The sequence below is a fragment of the Streptomyces bugieae genome (assembly GCF_036352915.1).
Classification (GTDB): domain Bacteria; phylum Actinomycetota; class Actinomycetes; order Streptomycetales; family Streptomycetaceae; genus Streptomyces; species Streptomyces endophytica.
The window spans coordinates 68603-90499 of sequence record NZ_JAZBJP010000022.1 but is presented as its reverse complement, the minus strand read 5'-3'; the positions used below and the strand labels follow the sequence as shown (position 1 = coordinate 90499).

At 71.5% G+C, this 21897-nt stretch carries 16 protein-coding genes; 7 read left to right on the top strand and 9 right to left on the bottom strand.

Annotation, left to right across the window (positions count from 1 at the left end):
* Nucleotides 1-394: 394 nt before the first annotated feature.
* Both V2J85_RS27390 and V2J85_RS27385 read right to left on the bottom strand, forming a co-directional pair.
* Nucleotides 395-1342 (bottom strand): tRNA (adenine-N1)-methyltransferase, encoded by a 948-nt coding sequence (locus tag V2J85_RS27390; RefSeq protein WP_261952435.1) that lies wholly within the window; start codon nucleotides 1340-1342, stop codon nucleotides 395-397.
* Nucleotides 1343-1424: 82 nt separating this feature from the next.
* Nucleotides 1425-2678 carry a site-2 protease family protein gene (locus tag V2J85_RS27385; RefSeq protein WP_261952434.1) on the bottom strand — a complete coding sequence of 418 codons (1254 nt, stop codon included), beginning with the start codon at nucleotides 2676-2678 and terminating at the stop codon, nucleotides 1425-1427.
* Nucleotides 2679-2854: 176 nt separating this feature from the next.
* Between V2J85_RS27385 and V2J85_RS27380 the strand changes: the two genes are divergently transcribed.
* Both V2J85_RS27380 and V2J85_RS27375 read left to right on the top strand, forming a co-directional pair.
* Nucleotides 2855-3808: a RecB family exonuclease gene (locus V2J85_RS27380; protein ID WP_330823054.1), complete on the top strand. Its 954-nt coding sequence runs from the start codon at nucleotides 2855-2857 to the stop codon at nucleotides 3806-3808.
* Between the two features lie 151 nt (nucleotides 3809-3959).
* Entirely contained in the window at nucleotides 3960-4631 is a 672-nt protein-coding gene (locus V2J85_RS27375; protein ID WP_018087782.1) for a response regulator, read from the top strand.
* 158 nt (nucleotides 4632-4789) lie between these two features.
* Here V2J85_RS27375 and V2J85_RS27370 read toward each other — a convergent pair whose 3' ends face one another.
* The 4 genes from V2J85_RS27370 to metH all read right to left on the bottom strand — a co-directional run bounded on the left by V2J85_RS27370 (nucleotide 4790) and on the right by metH (nucleotide 12905).
* Nucleotides 4790-6388 (bottom strand): ABC transporter substrate-binding protein, encoded by a 1599-nt coding sequence (locus tag V2J85_RS27370; protein ID WP_261952433.1) that lies wholly within the window; start codon nucleotides 6386-6388, stop codon nucleotides 4790-4792.
* A gap of 89 nt (nucleotides 6389-6477) precedes the next feature.
* Nucleotides 6478-8085, bottom strand: a complete 1608-nt coding sequence (locus V2J85_RS27365; RefSeq protein WP_330823053.1) for an ABC transporter substrate-binding protein — start codon at nucleotides 8083-8085, stop codon at nucleotides 6478-6480.
* A 374-nt stretch (nucleotides 8086-8459) separates the two neighbouring features.
* Nucleotides 8460-9173, bottom strand: a complete 714-nt coding sequence (locus V2J85_RS27360; protein ID WP_261952431.1) for an HAD family hydrolase — start codon at nucleotides 9171-9173, stop codon at nucleotides 8460-8462.
* A gap of 222 nt (nucleotides 9174-9395) precedes the next feature.
* Entirely contained in the window at nucleotides 9396-12905 is a 3510-nt protein-coding gene (metH, locus tag V2J85_RS27355; protein WP_261952430.1) for a methionine synthase, read from the bottom strand.
* Between the two features lie 263 nt (nucleotides 12906-13168).
* Here metH and V2J85_RS27350 point away from each other — a divergent pair, with 263 nt between their 5' ends.
* From V2J85_RS27350 to V2J85_RS27330, 5 genes are all read left to right on the top strand, one after another.
* Complete coding sequence (locus V2J85_RS27350) at nucleotides 13169-13933, top strand: IclR family transcriptional regulator (RefSeq protein WP_261952429.1); 765 nt, start codon at nucleotides 13169-13171, stop codon at nucleotides 13931-13933.
* A gap of 224 nt (nucleotides 13934-14157) precedes the next feature.
* Entirely contained in the window at nucleotides 14158-14946 is a 789-nt protein-coding gene (locus tag V2J85_RS27345) for an MIP/aquaporin family protein (protein WP_030801859.1), read from the top strand.
* Between the two features lie 47 nt (nucleotides 14947-14993).
* Nucleotides 14994-16535 carry a glycerol kinase GlpK gene (glpK, locus tag V2J85_RS27340; RefSeq protein ID WP_261952428.1) on the top strand — a complete coding sequence of 514 codons (1542 nt, stop codon included), beginning with the start codon at nucleotides 14994-14996 and terminating at the stop codon, nucleotides 16533-16535.
* Nucleotides 16536-16548: 13 nt separating this feature from the next.
* The gene (locus V2J85_RS27335; RefSeq protein WP_330823052.1) at nucleotides 16549-18153 is read left to right on the top strand and encodes a glycerol-3-phosphate dehydrogenase/oxidase; all 1605 of its coding nucleotides are present in this window, start codon (nucleotides 16549-16551) and stop codon (nucleotides 18151-18153) included.
* Nucleotides 18154-18296: 143 nt separating this feature from the next.
* On the top strand, nucleotides 18297-18968 hold the full coding sequence (locus tag V2J85_RS27330; protein ID WP_261957199.1) for a FadR/GntR family transcriptional regulator: 672 nt from the start codon (nucleotides 18297-18299) through the stop codon (nucleotides 18966-18968).
* A 79-nt stretch (nucleotides 18969-19047) separates the two neighbouring features.
* Here the strand turns inward: V2J85_RS27330 and V2J85_RS27325 are convergent, their stop codons facing one another.
* The 3 genes from V2J85_RS27325 to V2J85_RS27315 form a co-directional block, all read right to left on the bottom strand.
* A complete protein-coding gene (locus tag V2J85_RS27325; protein ID WP_330823066.1) occupies nucleotides 19048-19836 on the bottom strand; it encodes an SDR family oxidoreductase in 789 nt (262 codons plus the stop codon).
* 195 nt (nucleotides 19837-20031) lie between these two features.
* Nucleotides 20032-20865 carry an amidohydrolase family protein gene (locus V2J85_RS27320; RefSeq protein WP_330823051.1) on the bottom strand — a complete coding sequence of 278 codons (834 nt, stop codon included), beginning with the start codon at nucleotides 20863-20865 and terminating at the stop codon, nucleotides 20032-20034.
* A complete protein-coding gene (locus V2J85_RS27315; RefSeq protein ID WP_330823050.1) occupies nucleotides 20865-21893 on the bottom strand; it encodes an aldo/keto reductase in 1029 nt (342 codons plus the stop codon). The genes V2J85_RS27320 and V2J85_RS27315 overlap by 1 nt, the downstream gene beginning before the upstream one ends.
* Nucleotides 21894-21897: the final 4 nt, after the last annotated feature.

Below are 21897 nucleotides of genomic sequence, written 5' to 3'. Positions count from 1 at the left end.
GTGAAGTGCTGTGCCGGTGGGAGTGCCCAGCATCGTTCCACAGGACAGGGCGGCAAGGAACCAGCGGGACCGGAGTTTTCCGGGTTTCCCGTAGGGGTTCCGTAGGGGATCCGTAACGGTTGCCGTAGGGGGGTCCCTTAGGGGTCGCGCGAGCCCCTGACCGGTGAACGGAGGGGGGACGGTGGGGGTTCCCGGGGGTGCCGTGGCCGGGGACGGGAGGCGGCGGTGCCAGCGGTTCCCCGGGGGCGGGGCGGTCGTTCCTGGGGGGTGGGGAACGGGAGGCGCCGCCGGCGGGTTCCGGTGGGGAACTCGGCGGCGGCGCCCAGGGGTTCGGTGGCCGGTTGCGGGCGGCCGGTGACGGTGTGTGGAGGTTGTCGGCGGGGCCGGCGGCGGGTCAGGCGCCGTCGGTGGGCTCGTCCGTGGCGGCCGGGCCCTTGTCCTTGCCGGCTGCCTTCTCGCGGCCGCCCGGGCCGGTGTAGTCCTCACCGTACGCGCCCTTGGCCGGGCGGCGGCGGCGGAGCGGGGGCTCCACGCCGTCGGCGAGGCGGCGGGCGGTGAGCAGGAAGCCGGTGTGGCCGATCATGCGGTGGTCGGGGCGGACCGCGAGGCCCTCGACGTGCCAGGTGCGGACCATGGTTTCCCAGGCCGACGGCTCGTTGAAGGTGCCGTGCTCGCGGATCGCCTCGACGGTGCGGGCCAGCTGGGTGGTGGTCGCGACGTAGGCGCAGAGGATGCCGCCGGGCACCAGGGCCTTGGAGACGGCCTCCAGGCACTCCCAGGGGGCGAGCATGTCCAGGATGACGCGGTCGACGTCGGTGTCGGAGAGATTGTCCTGGAGGTCACCGACGGTGAGCGTCCACGCCGGGTGCGGGCCGCCGAAGTAGCGCTCGACGTTCTGCGTGGCGATCTCGGCGAAGTCGGCGCGGCGCTCGTAGGAGTGCAGCATGCCGTCGTCGCCGATGGCGCGCAGCAGGAAGCTGCTGAGCGAGCCGGAACCCACCCCCGCCTCGACGACGCGGGCGCCGGGGAAGATGTCGGCCATCGCCAGGATCTGCCCCGCGTCCTTGGGGTAGACCACGGCGGCGCCGCGGGGCATGGACAGGACGTAGTCGGGGAGCAGCGGGCGCAGCGCGAGGTAGGCGACGTTCCCGGTGGTACGGACAACGCTGCCCTCGGGAGCACCGATCAGCTCGTCGTGGGGGAAGGCTCCCTTGTGGGTGTGGAAGCTCTTGCCCTCTTCGAGCGTGAAGGTGTAGTGGCGTCCCTTGGGGTCGGTGAGCTGGACCTGGTCCCCGACCTTGAAGGGCCCGCGACGGCGGGCGGCACCGGTCGGTTCGGACATGTGACCAGCCTACCGGGCCGTGGGGCCGCCACTGACCACGGGCGAGTGGGGCACCGGCCGCGGCTCGGGGGCGGGCGGAGCCCTAGTTGGGGCGCGCCATCGCCGAGACGAAGGCGCGCTCGACGTCGGCGGTGGAGAGGACGCCGTAGATCTCGCCGGTCCGCTCGACGACGAGGTATTCGGTGGCGGGGGTGGCGCGGAGGTATTCCAGCAGGTCCTCCCCGGCGAGCTCGGCGGAGACCCGCATGCCGTCCTTGAGGTCCTGGGCGAGGGTGCCGACGGGGACCCAGGGGCGGCGGTGGTCCGGGACGCCGACGATGGCGGCCTCGCGGACGAGGGCGGTGGGCATGCCCTGGGGGTCGACGACGACCAGGGCGCGGGCTCCCGCGTCGTTGGCACGGCGCAGGGCCTCGGAGAGCGGGGTGGCGGTCTCGACGGGCACCGCGCGCCGGGTGAGGGTGCGGGCGGTGAGCTCGGGGAGGCGTTCGCGGAGCCGGGCCATGCGCAGGCTGTTGCCGGCGCCGGTCCAGATGATGGCGGCGAGGATCGCGGCGAGCAGGGCGTCGGTGAGGGAGTCGGCGTCGCCGATCTCGGGGCGGGCGTTGCCGAGGGCGCCGGTGTGGGTGAGCAGCGGCAGGCCGATGAGGACGGTGACGGCGAGGGCGCGGCCGACCCAGGCGGCGGCGATGGTGCCGCTCATCGGCCTGCCGGTGATCTTCCAGACGACGGCGCGGAGCATCCGGCCGCCGTCCAGGGGCAGGCCGGGCAGCAGGTTGAAGAGCGCGACGATGAGGTTGGAGATCATCAGGCCGGCGAGCAGGACGCCCGGGACCGTGCCCGGTTCGACCAGCTGCATCCCGGCGTAGAAGACGGCGGCGAGGACGAGGGAGAGCAGCGGGCCGACGAAGGCGAGGACGAATTCCCGGCCGGGGCTCTCGCTCTCCTTCTCGATCTCCGAGACGCCGCCGAAGAACTGGAGCTGGATGCGGCGGACGGGGAGCTTGAAGCGGAGCGCGGCGACCGTGTGGGCCAGCTCGTGGACGAGGACCGAGGCGTAGAAGGCGACGGCGAAGAAGAGCGAGACGAGGTAGCGGGCGGCGCCGAGCTCGGGCAGTACGCGCTCCAGTTGCCCGCCGAAGACCCAGGTGATCAGGGCGGCGACCAGGAACCAGCTGGGGGCCACGTAGACGGGCACGCCGAAGGGACGACCCATCAGGATGCCACCGCCGCGCTTCCCGGACGGCGGGGGCGCCTTGGGGCCCTCGCCCTTGGGCGGCTCGGGCGGCTGGGGCCGCACGGACTCCTCGGGGTCCTGCGGCTTCCCGCTCTCGTCCACGGTGTCCCCTCATCGAATACGGCTTTCGCCCCTGCTCGGCCTGATATCCCGATCATGCAGGGCGCAGGGGTCCGGCGTCGATGGTATGCGGAGTGGCGTGCGCCGGTCCGTTGCGGGGCGCCTGAGGGTGCAGGCCCGTCCGCGCCTGTCGGTGGCGGGCCGTAGGGTTTTGTGCCATGGGATGGAGCACGGAGCAGGACGGGGCGGGCACGCAGGGTGTGCAGGACGCCCAGGAGGGGTCCGGCGCGGGGGCCGCCGGGGAGCGGGGCGGGGAGCCGGCGCGGCCGCCGGCGGCGCTGTCGCCGTCGCGGGCGAGCGATTTCATGCAGTGCCCGTTGCTCTACCGCTTCCGGGTGATCGACCGGCTGCCGGAGAAGCCGAGCCCGGCGGCGACCCGGGGCACGGTGGTCCATGCGGTGCTGGAGCGGCTCTTCGACGCCCCGGCGGCGGCGCGTACGGTGGCGGGGGCGCGCGCCATGGTGCCGGGCGAGTGGGAGCGGCTGCTGGCCAAGCGGCCGGAGCTGGCGGAGCTGTTCGCGGACGATCCGGAGGGTGAGCGGCTGGCGGCGTGGCTGGCGGAGGCCGAGGCGCTGGTGGAGCGGTGGTTCTCGCTGGAGGATCCGCAGCGGCTGGAGCCGGCCGACCGTGAGCTGTACGTCGAGACGGAGCTCGCGTCGGGGCTGCGGCTGCGGGGCTTCATCGACCGGGTGGACGTCGCGCCGACGGGCGAGGTGCGGATCGTCGACTACAAGACGGGGAAGGCGCCGCGGCCGGAGTTCGCCGAGGGCGCGCTGTTCCAGATGAAGTTCTACGCGCTGGTGGTGTGGCGGCTGCGGGGTGTGGTGCCGCGGCGGCTCCAGCTGGTCTATCTGGGCAGCGGCGAGGTGCGGACGTACGACCCGGGTGAGGCCGATCTGCTCGCGGTGGAGCGGAAGTTGCTGGCGCTGTGGGAGGCGATCCGGCTGGCGACGGAGACCGGCGACTGGCGGCCGCGGCCGACGAAGCTGTGCGGCTGGTGCGACCACCGGGCGCACTGCCCGGAATTCGGCGGTACTCCCCCGGTGTATCCGTTGCCGGTGAGGGCGGCGGGCGGGTCTTCGGCCGGGGGTCCGGGGGTTGTCCCCCGGTAAGCACAGTCGTTGCCGGTGAGGACGGCCGGCGGGTCTTCGGCCGGGGGCTCGGGGGTCGGCTCCCGGTAAGCACGGTCGCTGCCCGTGCGCCCGGGGGACGGCGGCGGGGTGCCGCAGGGCAGAATGGAGCCGATCTAACGAAGGAGAGCTCGTGGCCATCCGCGTCCTGCTGGTCGACGACCAGCCCCTGCTGCGTACGGGATTCCGGATGATTCTGGAGGCGGAGCAGGACCTGGCCGTCGTCGGTGAGGCCGGTGACGGCCTGCAGGCGCTGGAGCAGGTGCGCGCGCTGCAGCCCGATGTGGTGCTGATGGACATCCGGATGCCCCGGATGGACGGGGTCGAGGCGACCCGGCAGATCACCGGTCCGGCGAAGGACGGGCCGGCGAAGGTGCTGGTGCTGACGACCTTCGACCTGGACGAGTACGTCGTCGAGGCGCTGCGGGCGGGGGCCAGCGGGTTCCTGCTGAAGGACGCGCCGGCGAACGAGCTGGTGCAGGCGATCCGGGTGGTGGCGGCGGGCGAGGCGATGCTGGCGCCGAGCATCACCCGCCGGCTGCTGGACAAGTACGCCGGTCATCTGCCGTCGGGTGAGGAGCCGGTGCCGGACACCCTGCACACCCTCACCGAGCGGGAGGTGGAGGTGCTCAAGCTGGTCGCGCGCGGGTTGTCGAACGCGGAGATCGCGGCGGACCTGTTCGTCAGCGAGACGACGGTCAAGACGCATGTGGGCCACGTGCTGACGAAGCTGGGGCTGCGCGACCGGGTGCAGGCGGCGGTGTACGCGTACGAGAGCGGCCTGGTGCGCCCGGGAGCGCAGTAGCCGGGCCCGCGGGACCCAGGAGCCGCGCGGCGGCGGCTCGTACGGCACAGCGGGCGTTCACGGCGCTCGTGGGGCCGGGTACGGCGGCGGGGCCGGTCCGGGAGGAAGTCCTCCCGGACCGGCCCCGCTGTCGTGCGGAGTGTCCGTCAGGGCGTGCGTCAGGCGTCGGACGCCTTGCTGATCTCCCAGAACCGGAAGACGGTCGAGGCGTCCAGGGTCCACTCCAGTCCGGTGACGCCGTTGCGGGCCACCGCGTACTGCTTGCCCTGCCATATCGGGATGATCGGCACGTCGCGGGCGACGATGTCCTGCAGCTCGCGGAACGTCCCCTTGGTGGCGGCGCGGTTCTGCTCGTCGGCCGTCTTGGGCAGCAGCCGGCCGGTGATGGCGGGCGAGTTGTAGTGGTTGGACAGCACGCTGTCCTTGCCGAAGAACGGCTGGGTGAAGTTGTCCGGGTCCGGATAGTCGGGGATCCAGCCCTTGACGTAGACGCCGAACCGGCCGTCGGCCACGCCCTTTTCGTACTCGTCGGTGGGCACGGAGCGCACCTTGGCGTCGAACAGGCCGCTGGCGTTGAGCTGTTGGGCGATCTCCTGGAAGGCCGGGACGGTGCCGGGGCCGAACCGGTCGGGGGTGGCCCACAGGGTCAGCGGCACCTTGCCGGACAGGCCGGAGGCGCGCAGCGCGGCCTTGGCCTTGTCGGGCTGCGGGCGGTCGCCGTAGGTGTTGAAGAACGAGGTGCTGTGGCCGGTGATGCCGGCCGGGACGACCGAGTAGAGCGGTTCGGCGGTGCGCTGGTAGACGTCCCGGACGAGGGTGGAGCGGTCCAGGAGGTAGGCGATCGCCTTGCGGACGCCGGCCTGCTTGGCGACCGGGTCCTTCATGTTGAAGACCATGTACATGGCCTCGGCGCTGCCGCCCTCGATGACCTGGGTGCCGTGCTGCTGGTTCAGGGAGGCGTTGTCCAGGTGCGCGATGTCCTTCATGGCCAGGCCGCGGTAGGCGAGGTCCACGTCGCCGCTCTCGACGGCCTTCTTGAGCTTGCCGGGCTCGTCGAAGAACTTCACGGTCATACCGGAGTTCTTGACCTTGGCGGGGCCCTTGTAGGAGCCGTTGACGCCGAAGACGGCCCGGTCCTTGCCGTACGACTTGAGGGTGTAGACGCCGGAGCCGGTGGCCTTGTTGTCGGTGCGCAGCCGGTCGGCCGGGTAGGCGGTGTGGTCGACGATGGAGCCGGCGCCCGAGGCGATCTTCATGGGGAAGGTGGCGTCGGGCGTCTTGAGGTGGAAGACCACGGTCTTGGCGTCCGGCGTCTCGACCTTGTCGAGGGCCGCGAACATCACGGCGGGGCCGTTCTTGTCCTTGATCCGCTTGGTGCGGTCGAAGGAGTACTTGACGTCCTTCGAGGTCAGCGCGTCACCGTTGCTGAAGTGGAGGCCGTCCTTCAGGGTGCAGCGGTAGACCTTGCTGTCCGCGTCGGTGAAGCCGCAGCGCTGGGCGGCCTCCGGCTCGGGGGTGGTGCCGCCCTTGGGGAAGCTCAGCAGGGACTGGAAGACGTTGTTGAACAGCAGCCAGGACCCCGGGTCGTAGCCGGCCGCCGGGTCGGTGGCCACGACCTTGTCCGTCATTCCCATGACGACCGGCTCGCCGTGGCCGGCCGCCGCCGAGTCGTCGGTGCCGCACCCGGCGAGCGCGAGCAGGGCTGTCGCCAGCCCCGCTCCGATCGGGGCGGCCAGCCGCGGGTCACGCTTCCTCACTAAAGGTCCTCACGTTCTGGGTGGTGCCTGTCGGGCCGCGGCGGGGACACCGCGGCGGGTGTGCCGCATCCGGGCGGATGCGGCGGGGGTCAGTCGGAGACGCCTCGGCCGAGCTCCCAGATCTGGAGGCCCGAGGCGGAGTTGAGGGCCCAGCCGATGCCGGTGATGTCGTCGCGGGCGGCGACGTACTGCTTGCCCTGCCACAGCGGGAGCAGCGGGACGTCGTCGGCGATGATGTCCTGGGCCTGCTTGAAGTCGGCGCCCGCGGCGTTGCGGTCGGTCTCCTGGCGGCTGGCCGGGATCAGCTGCGACTCGATCTTGGCGTTGCGGTAGGGGATGCCGAGGAAGTTCCGCTTGCCGATGAACGGCGCGATGTAGTTGTCGGCGTCCGGAATGTCGGCGAACCAACCCATGTGGTAGACGGTGTACTTACCGCTCAGGGCGTTGGTGCGGTACTGCTGCCAGCTGTCGACTCCCTTGAGGCTGACGTCGAACAGCTTGGAGTCGTTGAGCTGCTTCTGCAGCGCCCGGACTTCCTGGCCGCTGCTGGGACCGTAGTGGTTCGTGGTGTAGGCGAGGGTGAACTTCACCGGGGTGGTGATGTTCGCCTGCTGCAGCGTCTTCCGGGCCGCGGCGACGCCGGGGTTCCCGTACTTGGTGAAGAACGAGTTGATGTGCCCGGTGAGGCCGGTGGGCACCATCGAGTAGAGCGGGTCGCTGGTGTAGGAGTAGACGTTGCGCACCAGCTCGGAGCGGTTGACGAGCTGTGCCATCGCCTGACGCACGGCCTTGTTGGAGACGGCCGGGGCCTTGGTGTTGAAGGCCAGGTAGCGGATCTCCTGGCCCGGCATCTCCTGGAGGGCGATGTGCTGGTCGCGGGCGTTCTCCAGACCGCGGATCTGGTCGGACGCGAGCCCGCGGTTCATCAGGTCGACGTCGCCCTTGCGCAGCGCCTTCTCCGTGGACGCCGAGTCGGCGAAGAACCGCATCTCCACCTTGTCGTTCTTCACGCCCATCCCGCCCTTGTAGTCGGGGTTCTTGGTGAAGACGGCCTTGGTGATGTGGTTGCCGCTGCGCTCGGTCTTGAGGGTGTACGGGCCGGAGCCGACCACGTCGAAGCCGTTGTACAGGCGGTTCTTGGGGTACACCTGGCTGTCGACGATGGCCGCGGCCGGGGTGGCGAGCTTCTGCGAGAAGGTGGCGTCCGGCTTGGTGAGGTGGAAGACCACCGTCTTGGCGTCCGGCGTCTCGACGGTGTCGATGTCGTCGAGCAGCGCCACCGGGCCGTTGCTGTTGTTGATGGTCCGCATGCGGTCGATGGAGAACTTGACGTCCTCGGCCGTCAGGGCATGACCGTTCGAAAACTTCAGGCCACTGCGCAGGGTGCAGCGGTACTGCTCGTTCTGGGTGTCGCGGAACCCGCAGGACTCGGCCGCGTCGGGCACCGGCGTGGTGCCGGAGCGGGGCAGCCGCATCAGCGTCTGCAGGGCGCTGCGCAGCACGTTCCACGCGTCGACGTCGTAGGCCTGCGCCGGGTCGAGCGGGGCCGGCGCGGCCTTCGTCGCCTCGATCTGGGCGGCGACGCCCACCACGATCGGATCGCCGCCATCGCCCGCACCGTCCGTGCTGCCACAGGCTGCGAGTACGGGGGCAAGGAGACCGGCCAGCGCCGGCAGCACCAGGGTCTTGCGATTCATCGTCGGCAGGTTCCTTATCAGCGCAGAGGTGTTGCTCGCGTCGACATTAGTAGGAACGGCCAGCCGCGCCGGGACACAAAGGAGTTGAAGGGATAAGGCTCCCGGATAACGTCGGCGGGGTGATCGATATCCGGACGGCGGAACGATCCGCGCGTTGCTCCACCAATCCGGACACTTACCCCCGTAGAAACCTCCGAACAGGGCCCGTGGAGCACCTGTCGGGTCCACTGTCGACGCCCCGGCACGTGAGAAACGTCACGCATTCACGGCTCTGCGACGATGTATCAATTCAGTCAGGACGGCCCCCGTCCTTTCGTCACGGAAAATGAGCGGGCCGCTCCCCTGAGTTCTTCCGGGCATTTGGCGGGACACGCTCAGTGCACGGCGCCGCGGCTTTCCGTGATGAGCGAGCGGAGAAATGCGAGATCCACTTCTTCCAGCGAGCGGACGACGCTGCGGCCCGGGGCGACCGGGATCGGGGTCACCGAGGGGACCGCGACGACCGGGCAGCCGGCCGCCTCCCCCGCCCGGACCCCGGTCAGGGTGTCCTCGACGACCACGCAGCGTGCCGGGTCCACCCCGAGCCGCGCGGCGGCCGTGACGTACGGGTCCGGGTGCGGCTTGGTGCGGGGCAGGTCGTCGCCCGCCAGCGTCAGCCGGAAGTGTTCCGCCCCGAGGGACGCGAGCATCCGGTCGACGATGGAGCGGTGCGAGGCGGAGACCAGCGCGGCGGGCACCTCGTGGGCGGCCAGCTCGGCCAGCAGCCGGTGGGCGCCCGGCATCAGCGGGACACCGCGGGCGATCCGGTCCAGGAAGGCGGCGTTGAGCAGCACGCTCAGCTCGGTCAGGCCGATGTCGGCGCCGGTGGCCTGAATCAGATACCCGGCACTGCGGGTCATCGGCCCGCCGACGACCACCTCGCGGTGGGCGTCGTCGAGGACGTGGCCGAGCTCGGCGAACACCTGCGCCTCCGCCTCCCACCAGAATCCCTCCGTGTCGACGAGCGTGCCGTCGAGGTCGAGGAAGACGGCCTGGAGGGTCGCGGCGCCGCCCGTCCGGGTGCCGACTGCGGGGATGCTGCTGGTCATCCATCCACCTCCGTTACGCGTCCCACAAGGGACGAAGAGGCCGGTCGCCATCCCCGGCTGGGGGAAACGACCGGCCACTACCGGATCGATAAGTGTACGACGGTGTGCGCCGGAATGCGTGCCGGCGGCGGGACCGCGGCGGCCGGGGCCGCCCGGTGCGACTCCGGACGGCCCCGGCCGCTCACACTGCGTCACGCCGGGCGGACCCCGGCGGTACGGACATCACCTGGCGTTGAAGTACTTCGCCTCGGGGTGGTGGATCACGATGGCGTCCGTGGACTGCTCCGGGTGCAGCTGGAACTCCTCGGACAGCTGGACCCCGATCCGCTCGGGCTCCAGCAGGTCGGCGATCTTGGCGCGGTCCTCCAGGTCGGGGCAGGCGCCGTAGCCCAGCGAGAAGCGGGCGCCGCGGTACTTGAGCGCGAACATGTCCTCGATGTCGTTCGGGTCCTCGCCGCCGAAGCCCAGTTCGGCGCGGACCCGGGCGTGCCAGTACTCGGCCAGCGCCTCGGCCAACTGGACGGACAGGCCGTGCAGTTCGAGGTAGTCGCGGTAGGAGTTGGCCTCGAAGAGCTCGGCGGTTGCGGCGCCGATCCTGGAGCCGACGGTGACGACCTGGAGGCCGACGACGTCGGTCTCGCCGGACTCCTCCGGGCGGAAGTAGTCCGCCAGGCACAGCCGGCGGCCGCGGCGCTGGCGCGGGAAGGTGAAGCGGGTGCGCTCGGTGCCGTCCTCGTGCAGCAGGATCAGGTCCTCGCCCTTGGAGACGCAGGGGAAGTAGCCGTGGACGACCGCGGCCTCCAGGAGGTTCTCGGTCTGCAGCTTGTCGAGCCAGCCGCGCAGCCGCGGGCGGCCCTCGGTCTCCACCAGCTCCTCGTACGTCGGGCCCTCGCCGGTGCGGGCCTGCTTGAGGCCCCACTGGCCCTTGAAGAGGGCCCCCTCGTCCAGCCAGGAGGCGTAGTCGGCGAGCTGGATGCCCTTGACGACCCGGGTGCCCCAGAACGGCGGGGCGGGGACCGGGTTGTCGGTGGCGACGTCGGAGCGCACCGCGCCCTCGGGCTCCTCGACCTCCAGGACGGCCGTGTCGCGCTTGGGGACCCGGCGCTGCTTGAGCTCGGGGAGGGCCGCGCCGGGCACCCCGCGCTTGACGGCGATCAGGGCGTCCATCAGCCGCAGGCCCTCGAACGCGTCGCGGGCGTAGCGGACCTCGCCCTCGTAGATCTCGTGCAGGTCCTGCTCGACGTAGGCACGGGTGAGGGCGGCGCCGCCGAGGATGACGGGGTAGTCGGCCGCCATCTTGCGCTGGTTGAGCTCCTCCAGGTTCTCCTTCATGATCACCGTGGACTTGACCAGGAGCCCGGACATGCCGATGACGTCGGCCCGGTGCTCCTCGGCGGCCTCCAGGATCGCCGAGACCGGCTGCTTGATGCCGAGGTTGACGACGTTGTAGCCGTTGTTGGACAGGATGATGTCGACGAGGTTCTTGCCGATGTCGTGGACGTCGCCGCGGACGGTGGCCAGGACGATGGTGCCCTTGCCCTCGTCGTCGGACTTCTCCATGTGCGGCTCCAGGTAGGCCACCGCGGTCTTCATGACCTCGGCGGACTGCAGCACGAACGGCAGCTGCATCTGGCCGGAGCCGAAGAGCTCGCCGACGACCTTCATGCCGTCCAGGAGGGTGTCGTTGACGATGTCGAGGGCGGGGCGGTCCTGCAGGGCCGCGTCGAGGTCGGCCTCCAGGCCGTTCTTCTCGCCGTCGATGATGCGCCGCTTGAGGCGCTCCTCCAGCGGCAGCGCGGCCAGTTCCTCGGCCTTGCCGGCCTTCAGCGACTTGGCGGTGGCGCCCTCGAAGAGCTCCATCAGCTTCTGCAGCGGGTCGTAGCCCTCGCTGCGCCGGTCGTGGATCAGGTCGAGGGCGGCCTTGACCTGCTCCTCCTCCAGCCGGGCGATCGGCAGGATCTTGGAGGCGTGCACGATGGCCGAGTCCAGGCCGGCCTTGACGCACTCGTCGAGGAAGACGGAGTTCAGCACGATCCGGGCGGCCGGGTTGAGGCCGAAGGAGATGTTGGACAGGCCCAGGGTGGTCTGCACCTCGGGGTGGCGCCTCTTGAGCTCGCGGATGGCCTCGATCGTGGCGATGCCGTCCTTGCGGGACTCCTCCTGACCGGTGCAGATCGTGAACGTCAGACAGTCGATGAGGATGTCGCTCTCGTGGATGCCCCAGTTGCCGGTCAGGTCGTCGATCAGCCGCTCGGCGATCTCCACCTTCTTCTCGGCGGTGCGGGCCTGGCCCTCCTCGTCGATGGTCAGCGCGATCAGCGCCGCGCCGTGCTCGGCGGCGAGCGCGGTGACCTTGGCGAAGCGCGACTCGGGGCCGTCACCGTCCTCGTAGTTGACGGAGTTGATCACCGCGCGGCCGCCCAGCTTCTCCAGGCCGGCCTGGATGACCGGTACTTCGGTGGAGTCCAGGACGATGGGCAGGGTGGAGGCGGTGGCGAAGCGGCCGGCCAGCTCCTCCATGTCGGCGACGCCGTCCCGGCCCACGTAGTCGACGCACAGGTCGAGCATGTGGGCGCCCTCGCGGATCTGGTCGCGGGCCATCTCCACGCAGTCGTCCCAGCGGCCGTCCAGCATCGCCTCGCGGAACTTCTTCGAGCCGTTGGCGTTGGTCCGCTCGCCGATCGCCAGGTAGGAGGTGTCCTGGCGGAACGGCACGGTCTGGTACAGGGACGCGGCGCCCGGCTCGGGGCGCGGCCGGCGCTCGGGCGGGGTGAGGTCGCGGACCCGCTCCACGACCTGCCGCAGGTGCTCGGGGGTCGTCCCGCAGCAGCCGCCGACCAGCGACAGGCCGTACTCGGCGACGAAGGTCTCCTGGGCGTCGGCCAGCTCCTGGGGCGTGAGCGGGTAGTGGGCGCCGTCCTTGCCGAGCACCGGCAGGCCCGCGTTGGGCATGCAGGACAGCGGGATGCGGGAGTGCCGGGCGAGGTAGCGCAGGTGCTCGCTCATCTCGGCCGGGCCGGTGGCGCAGTTCAGGCCGATCATGTCGATGCCGAGCGGTTCCAGCGCGGTCAGCGCCGCGCCGATCTCGGAGCCCAGCAGCATGGTGCCGGTGGTCTCGACGGTGACCGAGCAGATCACCGGGAGGTCGGTGCCGGTGGCCTTCAGGGCGCGGCGGGCGCCCAGGATGGCGGCCTTGGTCTGCAGCAGGTCCTGGGTGGTCTCGACGAGCAGGGCGTCCGCGCCGCCGGCGATCATGCCCTCGGCGTTCTGCTGGTAGGCGTCGCGGAGGGTGACGTAGGGGGCGTGGCCGAGGGTGGGCAGCTTGGTGCCGGGGCCCATGGAGCCCAGGACGTAGCGCTGCTGGCCGGTGGAGGCGGTGAACTCGTCGGCGACCTCGCGGGCGATCCGGGCGCCGGCCTCGGACAGCTCGTGGACCCGCTCGGGGATGTCGTACTCGGCGAGGGCGGCGTGGTTCGCGCCGAACGTGTTGGTCTCGACGCAGTCGACGCCGACCGCGAAGTACTCCTCGTGCACCGAGCGGACGATGTCGGGCCGGGTGAGGTTGAGGATCTCGTTGCAGCCCTCCAGCTGCTGGAAGTCCTCCATGGTCGGGTCCTGGGCCTGCAGCATGGTGCCCATCGCCCCGTCGGCGACCACCACCCGCGAGGCCAGCGCCTCACGCAGGGATTCGATGCGGGCGGTGTGGGTGGACGATGGCGTGTTCGAGGCCATGGAGATGCTCCCGTGGTTGCGACGGCTGTCGGCTTTGCACCCCCCTTCAGGGGGCGCACCCGGCCAGCGTAGCTGCCGGTCCGGTACACGTGTTCCCCGTTCCACGGCGTGGACAGCACCCCTCCACCCCCGTGGGTGGGCCGTTCGTGATCGTTGGCAGACTCCGGTGCACCCACACCCAGTAGTCACGGTTCTCTGCCCTCAGTCGGCATGGGCCGATATCGTTCAGCATTGTCGAACTGCTCATTCTCGGAGGTTGCCCGATGGCACGCACCATCCAGTCGCTGGAGCGCGCAGCCGCGATGTTGCGGCTGCTCGCGGGAGGTGAGCGGCGACTGGGCCTCTCCGACATCTCCTCGTCCCTCGGGCTGGCCAAGGGCACCGCGCACGGCATCCTGCGCACCCTGCAGCAGGAGGGCTTCGTCGAGCAGGAAGCGGTCTCGGGCCGCTATCAGCTGGGCGCGGAGCTGCTGCGGCTGGGCAACAGCTACCTGGACGTGCACGAGCTGCGCGCCCGCGCCCTGGTGTGGACCGACGACCTGGCGCGTTCCAGTGGCGAGGCGGTCTATCTGGGCGTCCTGCACCAGCAGGGGGTGCTGGTGGTGCACCACGTCTTCCGGCCGGACGACAGCCGGCAGGTGCTGGAGGTGGGGGCGATGCAGCCGCTGCACAGCACGGCGCTGGGCAAGGTGCTCTGCGCGTACGACCCGGTGGCGCACAGCGAGGTCGTCGAGGCGGACCGGGAGGCGTTCACGCCGCGCACGGTGACCGGCCTGGGGGACTTCGAGGGGCTGCTGGACCTGATCCGGGCCCGGGGCTGGGCCGCGGACGTGGAGGAGACCTGGGACGGCGTGGCGTCGGTGGCGACGCCGATCCACGACCGGCGGCGGATGCCGGTGGGCGCGGTGGGGATCACGGGTGCGGTGGAGCGGGTCTGCCGGGACGGCGAACTGCGGCCGGAAATCGTCGCTGCTGTGCGCGATTGTGCACGCGCGGTGTCTCGTGATCTTGGCGCAGGGCGATTCTGACCCTTTCGCCCGTTAAGTTCACCTAAGTTTTTGGCCAAGTACCCCTTGACGGGGTTCTGACGCTGAACAAAACTGCCGTGCATCGGTCGGCATTGTCGAACACCACACGGCAATATTCGCTATGGTGTGCAGTGCCGGGCCGACCACCGCCCTCACGGAGGGCGCGAACCACCGGAGGGACCCGGGGTTCGCCTTCCCCTGGACGAAGGACAAAGGAGTCGCCGGTGTCCAGCTCCGACATCTTCCTCAGCGAGACCATCGGTACCGCTGTACTGCTTCTTATGGGTGGCGGCGTCTGCGCCGCCGTCACGTTCAAGCGCTCCAAGGCGCACAACGCCGGATGGGTGGCCATCACCTTCGGGTGGGGCTTCGCCGTCCTCACGGGCGCGTACATCGCCGCGAAGTCCGGCGCGCACCTCAACCCGGCGGTCACGATCGGGCTCGCCATCAAGGGCGCCGTCGCCTGGAGCCAGGTGCCGGTGTACCTGGCCGGCGAGATGCTCGGCGCCATGATCGGCGCCGTACTGGTCTGGGTCGTGTACTACGGACAGTTCCGTGCGCATCTGACCGATCCCGAGGTGCTCGCGGACCACACGAGCGAGGAGGGCATGGTCGACCAGGCCGCCGCTCCGAAGGCCGGCCCGGTCCTGGGCATCTTCTCCACCGGCCCCGAGATCCGCAATGCCGTGCAGAACCTCGCCACCGAGATCATCGCCACCACCGTGCTCGTGCTGTCGATCCTCACGCTCGGTCTGAGCGACAACGGCAAGGGCGTCGGCGTCATCGGCACCCTGCTGGTGGCACTGGTCGTCGTCGGCATCGGCCTGTCGCTCGGCGGTCCGACGGGATACGCCATCAACCCGGTCCGCGACCTCGGTCCGCGCATCGTGCACGCGCTGCTGCCGCTGCCGAACAAGGGCGGTTCAGACTGGGGTTACGCCTGGATCCCGGTCGTCGGCCCGCTCATCGGCGGCGCCCTCGCCGGGGGCATCTACCAGGTGGCGTTCGCCTGATCCGCCCGACCGCCCCGCCGCCCGCACAGACTTCCTTGGAGCACACCATGAGCGACACCCACAGCACCTCCTCCCACGGCCACGGCCCGTTCATCGCGGCGATCGACCAGGGGACGACCTCCAGCCGCTGCATCGTCTTCGACAAGGACGGCCGGATCGTCTCGGTCGACCAGAAGGAGCACGAGCAGATCTTCCCGAAGCCGGGCTGGGTCGAGCACGACGCCGCCGAGATCTGGACCAACGTCCAGCAGGTCGTCGACGGCGCCGTGCAGAAGGCCGGCATCACCGCCGACGACGTGCGCGCCATCGGCATCACCAACCAGCGCGAGACCACCGTCCTCTGGGACAAGAACACCGGTGAGCCGGTCCACAACGCCATCGTCTGGCAGGACACCCGCACCGACGCGCTCTGCAAGGAGCTCGGCCGCAACGTCGGCCAGGACCGCTTCCGCCGGGAGACCGGCCTGCCGCTGGCCTCCTACTTCGCCGGCCCGAAGATCCGCTGGCTGCTCGACAACGTCGAGGGCCTGCGCGAGCGCGCCGAGCGCGGCGAGATCCTCTTCGGCACGATGGACTCCTGGGTCATCTGGAACCTCACCGGCGGCGTCAACGGCGGCCACCACGTCACCGACGTCACCAACGCGTCCCGCACCATGCTGATGAACCTCCACAGCCTGGAGTGGGACGACAAGATCCTCGCGTCGATGGACATCCCGGCGGCCGTGCTGCCGGAGATCAAGTCGTCCGCCGAGGTCTACGGCCACACCGCCGGCGGTGTGCTGGCCGGCGTCCCGGTCGCCTCGGCGCTCGGCGACCAGCAGGCCGCGCTCTTCGGCCAGACCTGCTTCGCCCAGGGTGAGGCCAAGTCCACGTACGGCACCGGCACCTTCATGCTGATGAACACCGGCCACGAGCCGGTCAACTCGTACAACGGGCTGCTGACCACGGTCGGCTACCGGATCGGCGACCAGCAGACGGTCTACGCCCTGGAGGGCTCGATCGCCGTCACCGGTTCGCTGGTCCAGTGGATGCGCGACCAGATGGGCCTGATCAACAGCGCGGCCGAGATCGAGACCCTCGCCAGCACGGTCGAGGACAACGGCGGCGCGTACTTCGTGCCGGCCTTCTCCGGCCTGTTCGCCCCGTACTGGCGCTCCGACGCGCGCGGTGTCATCGCGGGCCTGACCCGTTACGTCACCAAGGCGCACATCGCCCGTGCCGTTCTCGAGGCCACCGCCTGGCAGACCCGTGAGATCACCGACGCCATGACCAAGGACTCCGGCGTCGACCTGACCGCGCTCAAGGTCGACGGCGGCATGACCTCCAACAACCTGCTGATGCAGACCATCTCGGACTTCCTGGACGCGCCCGTGGTGCGCCCGATGGTCGCCGAGACCACCTGCCTCGGCGCTGCCTATGCGGCCGGACTGGCCGTCGGCTTCTGGTCCAGCACCGACGAACTGCGCGCCAACTGGCGTCGGGCCGCCGAATGGACCCCCCGCATGGACGCGGCCACCCGTGACCGCGAGTACAAGAACTGGCTCAAGGCCGTGGAGCGGACCATGGGCTGGCTCGACGACGAGAGCTGACGAGGAGCACAACATGAGCACCCTGCAGAGCGTCCCGGCCCTCGGGACGCACCCGGCCAACGGTTCGAACCCGAGCCGCGCCGAGACTCGGGAGCAGCTTTCCAAGGCGACCTATGACCTCCTGGTGATCGGTGGCGGCATCCTGGGCATCTCCACCGCCTGGCACGCCGCACAGGCCGGACTGCGGGTGGCCCTGGTGGACGCCGGCGACTTCGCCGGCGCCACCTCCTCCGCCTCCTCCAAGCTGCTGCACGGCGGTCTGCGCTACCTGCAGACCGGTGCGGTCAAGCTGGTGGCGGAGAACCACTTCGAGCGGCGTGCGGTGTCCCGCGACGTCGCACCGCACCTCTCCAACCCCCTCACCTTCTACCTGCCGGTGTACAAGGGCGGCCCGCACGGCGCGGCCAAGCTCGGCGCGGGCGTCTTCGCCTACTCCGCGCTGTCCGCGTTCGGCGACGGCGTCGGCCACGTGATATCCGCGGCCAAGGCACAGCGGGACGTGCCGGAGCTGCGCACGGAGAACCTCAAGGCCGTGGCCGTGTACGGCGACGACCAGATGAACGACTCCCGGATGGCGCTGATGACCGTCCGCGCGGCGGTCGCGGCCGGCGCCACGGTCCTCAACCACGCCGAGGTCACCGGGCTGCGCTTCACCCAGGGCCGGGTCACCGGCGCCGAGCTCAAGGACCGTACGGACGGCCAGGAGTTCGGGGTCAACGCGCGCCTGGTGCTCAACGCCACCGGGCCGTGGGTGGACCACCTGCGCAAGATGGAGGACCCGAACGCGGCCCCGTCCATCCGGCTGTCGAAGGGCGCCCACCTGGTCCTCAAGCGCACCTCCCCCTGGAAGGCGGCGCTGGCCACCCCGATCGACAAGTACCGCATCACCTTCGCCCTCCCCTGGGAGGACATGCTGCTGCTGGGCACCACGGACGAGGAGTTCGAGGGCGACCCGGCGGACGTCTCGGTCAACGAGAAGGACGTCACCCAGATCCTGGACGAGGCCGCCTTCTCCATCCGCGACCAGCAGCTGTCCCGGGATCTGATCACGTACTCCTTCGCGGGTCTGCGGGTGCTGCCGGGCGGCCCCGGTGACACCTCCAAGGCCAAGCGCGAGACGGTCGTCACCGAGGGCAGCGGCGGCATGCTGTCGGTGGCCGGCGGCAAGTGGACGACCTTCCGGCACATCGGCCGGACGGTGATGAACAAGCTCGCCGCGCTGCCCGGTCAGCCGCTGGCCGACGACATGGAGCCGATCGCGCAGCTGCCGAAGAAGCTCCCGCTGCCCGGTATCGCCAACCCGAACGCGGTCGCCCACCGGCTGCTCGTCGACGGCGGCACCCCCGGTCCCCGGATGGCCCCGGAGACCGCGCGCCACCTCGCCACCCACTACGGTTCGCTGTCCTTCGACATCGTCCGGCTGGCGAACGAGAACCCGGCGCTGGCCGAGCGGATCCACCCGGACGCCCCGGAGATCTGGGCGCAGGTCGCCTACGCCCGGGACAACGAGTGGGCCGAGACCGTCGACGACGTGCTGCGCCGCCGCACCACGCTGACCATCCGCGGGCTGGACACCGAGGACGTCCGGGCCAAGGTCAAGGACATGCTGGAGGGCTGACGCCACGTCAGCATCCCGGCACCTGCTGAAGCGCGGAGGGGCGGCCCCGGGGGCCGCCCCTTCGTCGTACCCGGCCACCGGGGCGGTCGGGGGCGGCCCGGCGGGCCATAATGACCCAGACATCGGATGTCTGGGAGGTCGGCATGGCGGTCACCGACGAGGCCATCGAGAAGATCAAGGGCATGATCGTCTCCGGCGCGCTGCGGCCGGGGGACCGGCTGCCGAAGGAGAGCGAGCTGGCGGCCGAGCTCGGGCTGTCCCGCAACTCGCTGCGCGAGGCGGTCCGGGCGCTGTCCCTCATCCGCATCCTGGACGTCCGCCAGGGCGACGGCACCTACGTCACCAGTCTCGATCCGCAGGTGCTGCTGGAGGCGATGAGCTTCGTGGTGGACTTCCACCGCGACGACACGGTGCTGGAGTTCCTCGCCGTCCGCCGGATCCTGGAGCCCGCCGCCACGGCGATGGCGGCCGGCCGGATCGGCGGCGACGAACTCGACGCCCTTCAGGCCCGGTTGGACGCCCTGGGCCCGAGCCCGTCCGTGGAGGACCTGGTCGCCTCCGACCTGGAGTTCCACCGCGGGATCGTCGCGGCGTCCGGCAACTCCGTGCTCTGCTCACTGCTGGACGGGCTGTCCGGGCCGACCACCCGGGCCAGGATCTGGCGCGGGCTGACCCAGAAGGACGCGGTGGCCCGCACCCTCACCGAGCACCGGGCGATCCTCGGCGCGCTGCGCGACCGGGACGCGGAGGCGGCGCGGGCCTGGGCGACGGTGCACATCGCCAGCGTGGAGCAGTGGCTGCGCACCTCGCTGTGAACGCTCCGCCGTCCGCGACCCGGTCCCCCGCCGCAGCCCGCCGACCGCAGCCCGTCGCCGCGGGCCGGCGTCCCCCGGTTCAGACCGCGAACCCGCCGTCCACCGCGATCGAGGCGCCCGTGATGTAGCGCCCGCCGTCGCCCGCCAGATGGGCCACGGTCTCCGCGACGTCCGTGCCCTGGCCGAAGGCGCCGAGGGAGGTCAGCCCGGCCTGGAACTCCGCGCTCTCGCCGTCGGCCGGGTTCATGTCGGTGTCGATCGGGCCCGGGTGGACGAGGTTGGCGGTGATCCCGCGCGGCCCCAGTTCCCTGGCCAGGGTCCTGGTGAGGCCGGTCAGCGCGGCCTTGCTGGTGGCGTAGAGGGTGCCGCCGGGGAAGGCGACCCGCTCGGCCATGCAGCTGCCGATCGAGATGATCCGCCCACCCTCGGTCAGATGCGCGGCCGCGGCCTGCGCCGCGAGGAACGGCCCGCGGACGTTGGTGCGCAGCACCCGGTCCACGTCGTCCAGGGAGATGCCCTCGAACGGCCCGAGGACGCCGGTCCCGGCGTTGTTCACCAGGATGTCCAGCCGCCCGAAGCGCTCCACGGCGCCGGCCACCGAGGCCCACACCTGCTCGGCGTCGGCCACGTCGGCCCGGACCGCCCAGCCCTGCCCGCCGGCCTGCTCGATCTCCTTGACCACCTGGTCGGCCAGGTCCTGCCGGCTGTGGTAGGTCAGGGCCACCGCCGCGCCCCCGGCGGCCAGCCGGCGCGCGATCGCCGCCCCGATCCCGCGGCTGCCGCCGGTCACCAGGGCCACCTTGCCCGCCAGCGGCCGGTCGCCGCCCTCCCCCGCCGCGGTCGCCGTCTTGGGGGTCGTGGGAGCCATCACCGTCGCGGTCATCGTCGTCACCGTCGCCTTCATGCGTGTTCGTTCGTCCCTGCGGACGAGCACCGCGTCGCTCCGCGGTACGCCTCGATCCTCGGGCGCGGACGGCCGCGGGGCCGGCGGAAACCGGACGCCGACACGGCGGCCCGGCGCGGGGCCCGGCCCGCTGCGGCCGCCGCGCCGCGCCCCGTTCGGCTACCGCGCCCCGAGCCCGTAGACCCGCGCCGCCGTCCCGCCGAAGACCGCCGTGCGCTCGGCCGCGGTGAGTCCGGTGGTGGCGGCCTCCGCGAGCGCGAGGACGTCGCCGTAGCCGGCGGCGAGGGTGCAGACCGGCCAGTCGGAGCCGAACATCACCCGGCCCGGGCCGAAGGCGTCCAGCACGTGCCGGGCGTAGGGGAGGATCTGCGGCGGCCGCCAGGCGTCCCGGTCGGCCTCGGTGACCAGCCCGGACAGCTTGCAGCTGACGTTCGGCAGCCCGGCGAGCGCGTCGACCGCGCCGGCCCAGGGCTGCCACTCCCCGGTCGCCACCGCGGGTTTGGCGGCGTGGTCCAGGACGAACGACAGCTGGGGCAGGGCCCGGGCCGCGGTGAGTGCGGCGGGCAGTTCGCGCGGGGTGACCAGCAGGTCGTAGACGAGACCGGCGGCGGCCAGGGCGGCCAGTCCGCCGAGGACCGCGGGGCGGGTGAGCCAGTCCGGGTCGGGTTCGTCCTGGACCTGGTGGCGGAGGCCGACCAGTTCGGCCGGCTGTGCCGCCAGGTGGCCGGGGAGCGCCGGGTCGGTGAGGTCGGCCCAGCCGACGACGCCGGCGACCGGGTCCTCCCCCGCCGCGAGCGCCAGCAGTTCGGCGGTCTCGTCGTACGAGGACGACGACTGGACCAGCACCGTGCGGTCGATGCCGTGGGCGGTCAGGTGCGGGACGAGGTCGGCGAGCGCGTAGCTGCGGCGGATCGGATCGGCCCAGGGCCCGTCCATCCACGGCTGGTCGCGCCGGGTGAGGTCCCACAGGTGGTGGTGGGCGTCGATGCGCATCAGGGGCGTGCTCCGGGGTCGTCGGGGCGGTGGGCGAGGGGCAGTGGCAGGTCGGGGTCGAGCAGCCCGCGGGCGACGAGCGTGTGCCACAGGGCGTCGGGGATCTCCTGGGTGAAGAGCCGGGCGTTCTCCGCCATTTCGCCGGGGGTGGCGGCGCCCACGACGGCGGCGGCCACGGCCGGGTGGCCGAACGGGAAGCGCAGCGCCGCGGCCTTCAGCGGCACCCCGAACTCCGCGCACACCGCGGCGAGTCGGCGGGCGCGGTGCAGCAGGGCGGGCGGGGCCGGGGCGTAGTCGTAGCGGGCGCCGGGTGACGGGTCGGCGAGCAGCCCGGAGTTGTAGACCCCGCCGACGACGACGGAGGTGCCGCGGCGGGCGCAGACCGGCAGCAGGTCGTCGAGGGCGGTGCGCTCCAGCAGCGTCCAGCGGCCGGCGCAGAGCACCACGTCCACGTCGAGGTCGTCGACGAGCCGGGCCAGGACGTCGCTGTGGTTCATCCCGAAGCCGATGGCGCGCACGATCCCTTGGGCGCGCAGTTCGGCGAGGGCCGGGAAGCCGGTGTCGTACACCTCGCGCAGGTGGTGCTCGACGTCGTGCAGGTAGACGATGTCGACGCGGTCGACGCCGAGCCGCTCCAGGGACGCCTGGAGGGTGGCGTGGATGCCGTCGCGGGAGAGGTCGCGGACGCGGGCCCGGGCGGGGGTGTCGACGAAGCCCTCACCGGCCGCCTCCTCCCCCGGTGCGAGCGGGCGGAGCCGGCGGCCCACTTTGGTGGAGAGGGTGTAGCCGTCCCGGTCCCGGCCGCGCAGCGCCCGGCCGAGCCGCTCCTCGGAGAGGCCGAGGCCGTAGTGCGGTGCGGTGTCGAAGTGGCCGGCGCCGGCCGCGAGGGCGGTGTGGACGACGGCCCGGGCCTGCTCCTCGGGGACGGCGCGGTAGAGGTTGCCGAGCGGGGCGCAGCCCAGGCCCAGGGGCGGGACGGTGACCCCGCTGCACCCCAACTCGCGGTATGCGCTTGGCTGTTGGCGCATCTGC

Bases quoted from the DNA above. Each gene is read 5' to 3' on its own strand.
- V2J85_RS27325 (WP_330823066.1), bottom strand. From the start codon at position 19,836: ATGGCTCCCACGACCCCCAAGACGGCGACCGCGGCGGGGGAGGGCGGC.
- V2J85_RS27335 (WP_330823052.1), top strand. From the start codon at position 16,549: ATGAGCACCCTGCAGAGCGTCCCGGCCCTCGGGACGCACCCGGCCAAC.
- V2J85_RS27390 (WP_261952435.1), bottom strand. From the start codon at position 1,342: ATGTCCGAACCGACCGGTGCCGCCCGCCGTCGCGGGCCCTTCAAGGTC.
- glpK (WP_261952428.1), top strand. From the start codon at position 14,994: ATGAGCGACACCCACAGCACCTCCTCCCACGGCCACGGCCCGTTCATC.
- V2J85_RS27360 (WP_261952431.1), bottom strand. From the start codon at position 9,173: ATGACCAGCAGCATCCCCGCAGTCGGCACCCGGACGGGCGGCGCCGCG.
- V2J85_RS27365 (WP_330823053.1), bottom strand. From the start codon at position 8,085: ATGAATCGCAAGACCCTGGTGCTGCCGGCGCTGGCCGGTCTCCTTGCC.
- V2J85_RS27380 (WP_330823054.1), top strand. From the start codon at position 2,855: ATGGGATGGAGCACGGAGCAGGACGGGGCGGGCACGCAGGGTGTGCAG.
- V2J85_RS27330 (WP_261957199.1), top strand. From the start codon at position 18,297: ATGGCGGTCACCGACGAGGCCATCGAGAAGATCAAGGGCATGATCGTC.
- V2J85_RS27315 (WP_330823050.1), bottom strand. From the start codon at position 21,893: ATGCGCCAACAGCCAAGCGCATACCGCGAGTTGGGGTGCAGCGGGGTC.
- metH (WP_261952430.1), bottom strand. From the start codon at position 12,905: ATGGCCTCGAACACGCCATCGTCCACCCACACCGCCCGCATCGAATCC.
- V2J85_RS27350 (WP_261952429.1), top strand. From the start codon at position 13,169: ATGGCACGCACCATCCAGTCGCTGGAGCGCGCAGCCGCGATGTTGCGG.
- V2J85_RS27320 (WP_330823051.1), bottom strand. From the start codon at position 20,865: ATGCGCATCGACGCCCACCACCACCTGTGGGACCTCACCCGGCGCGAC.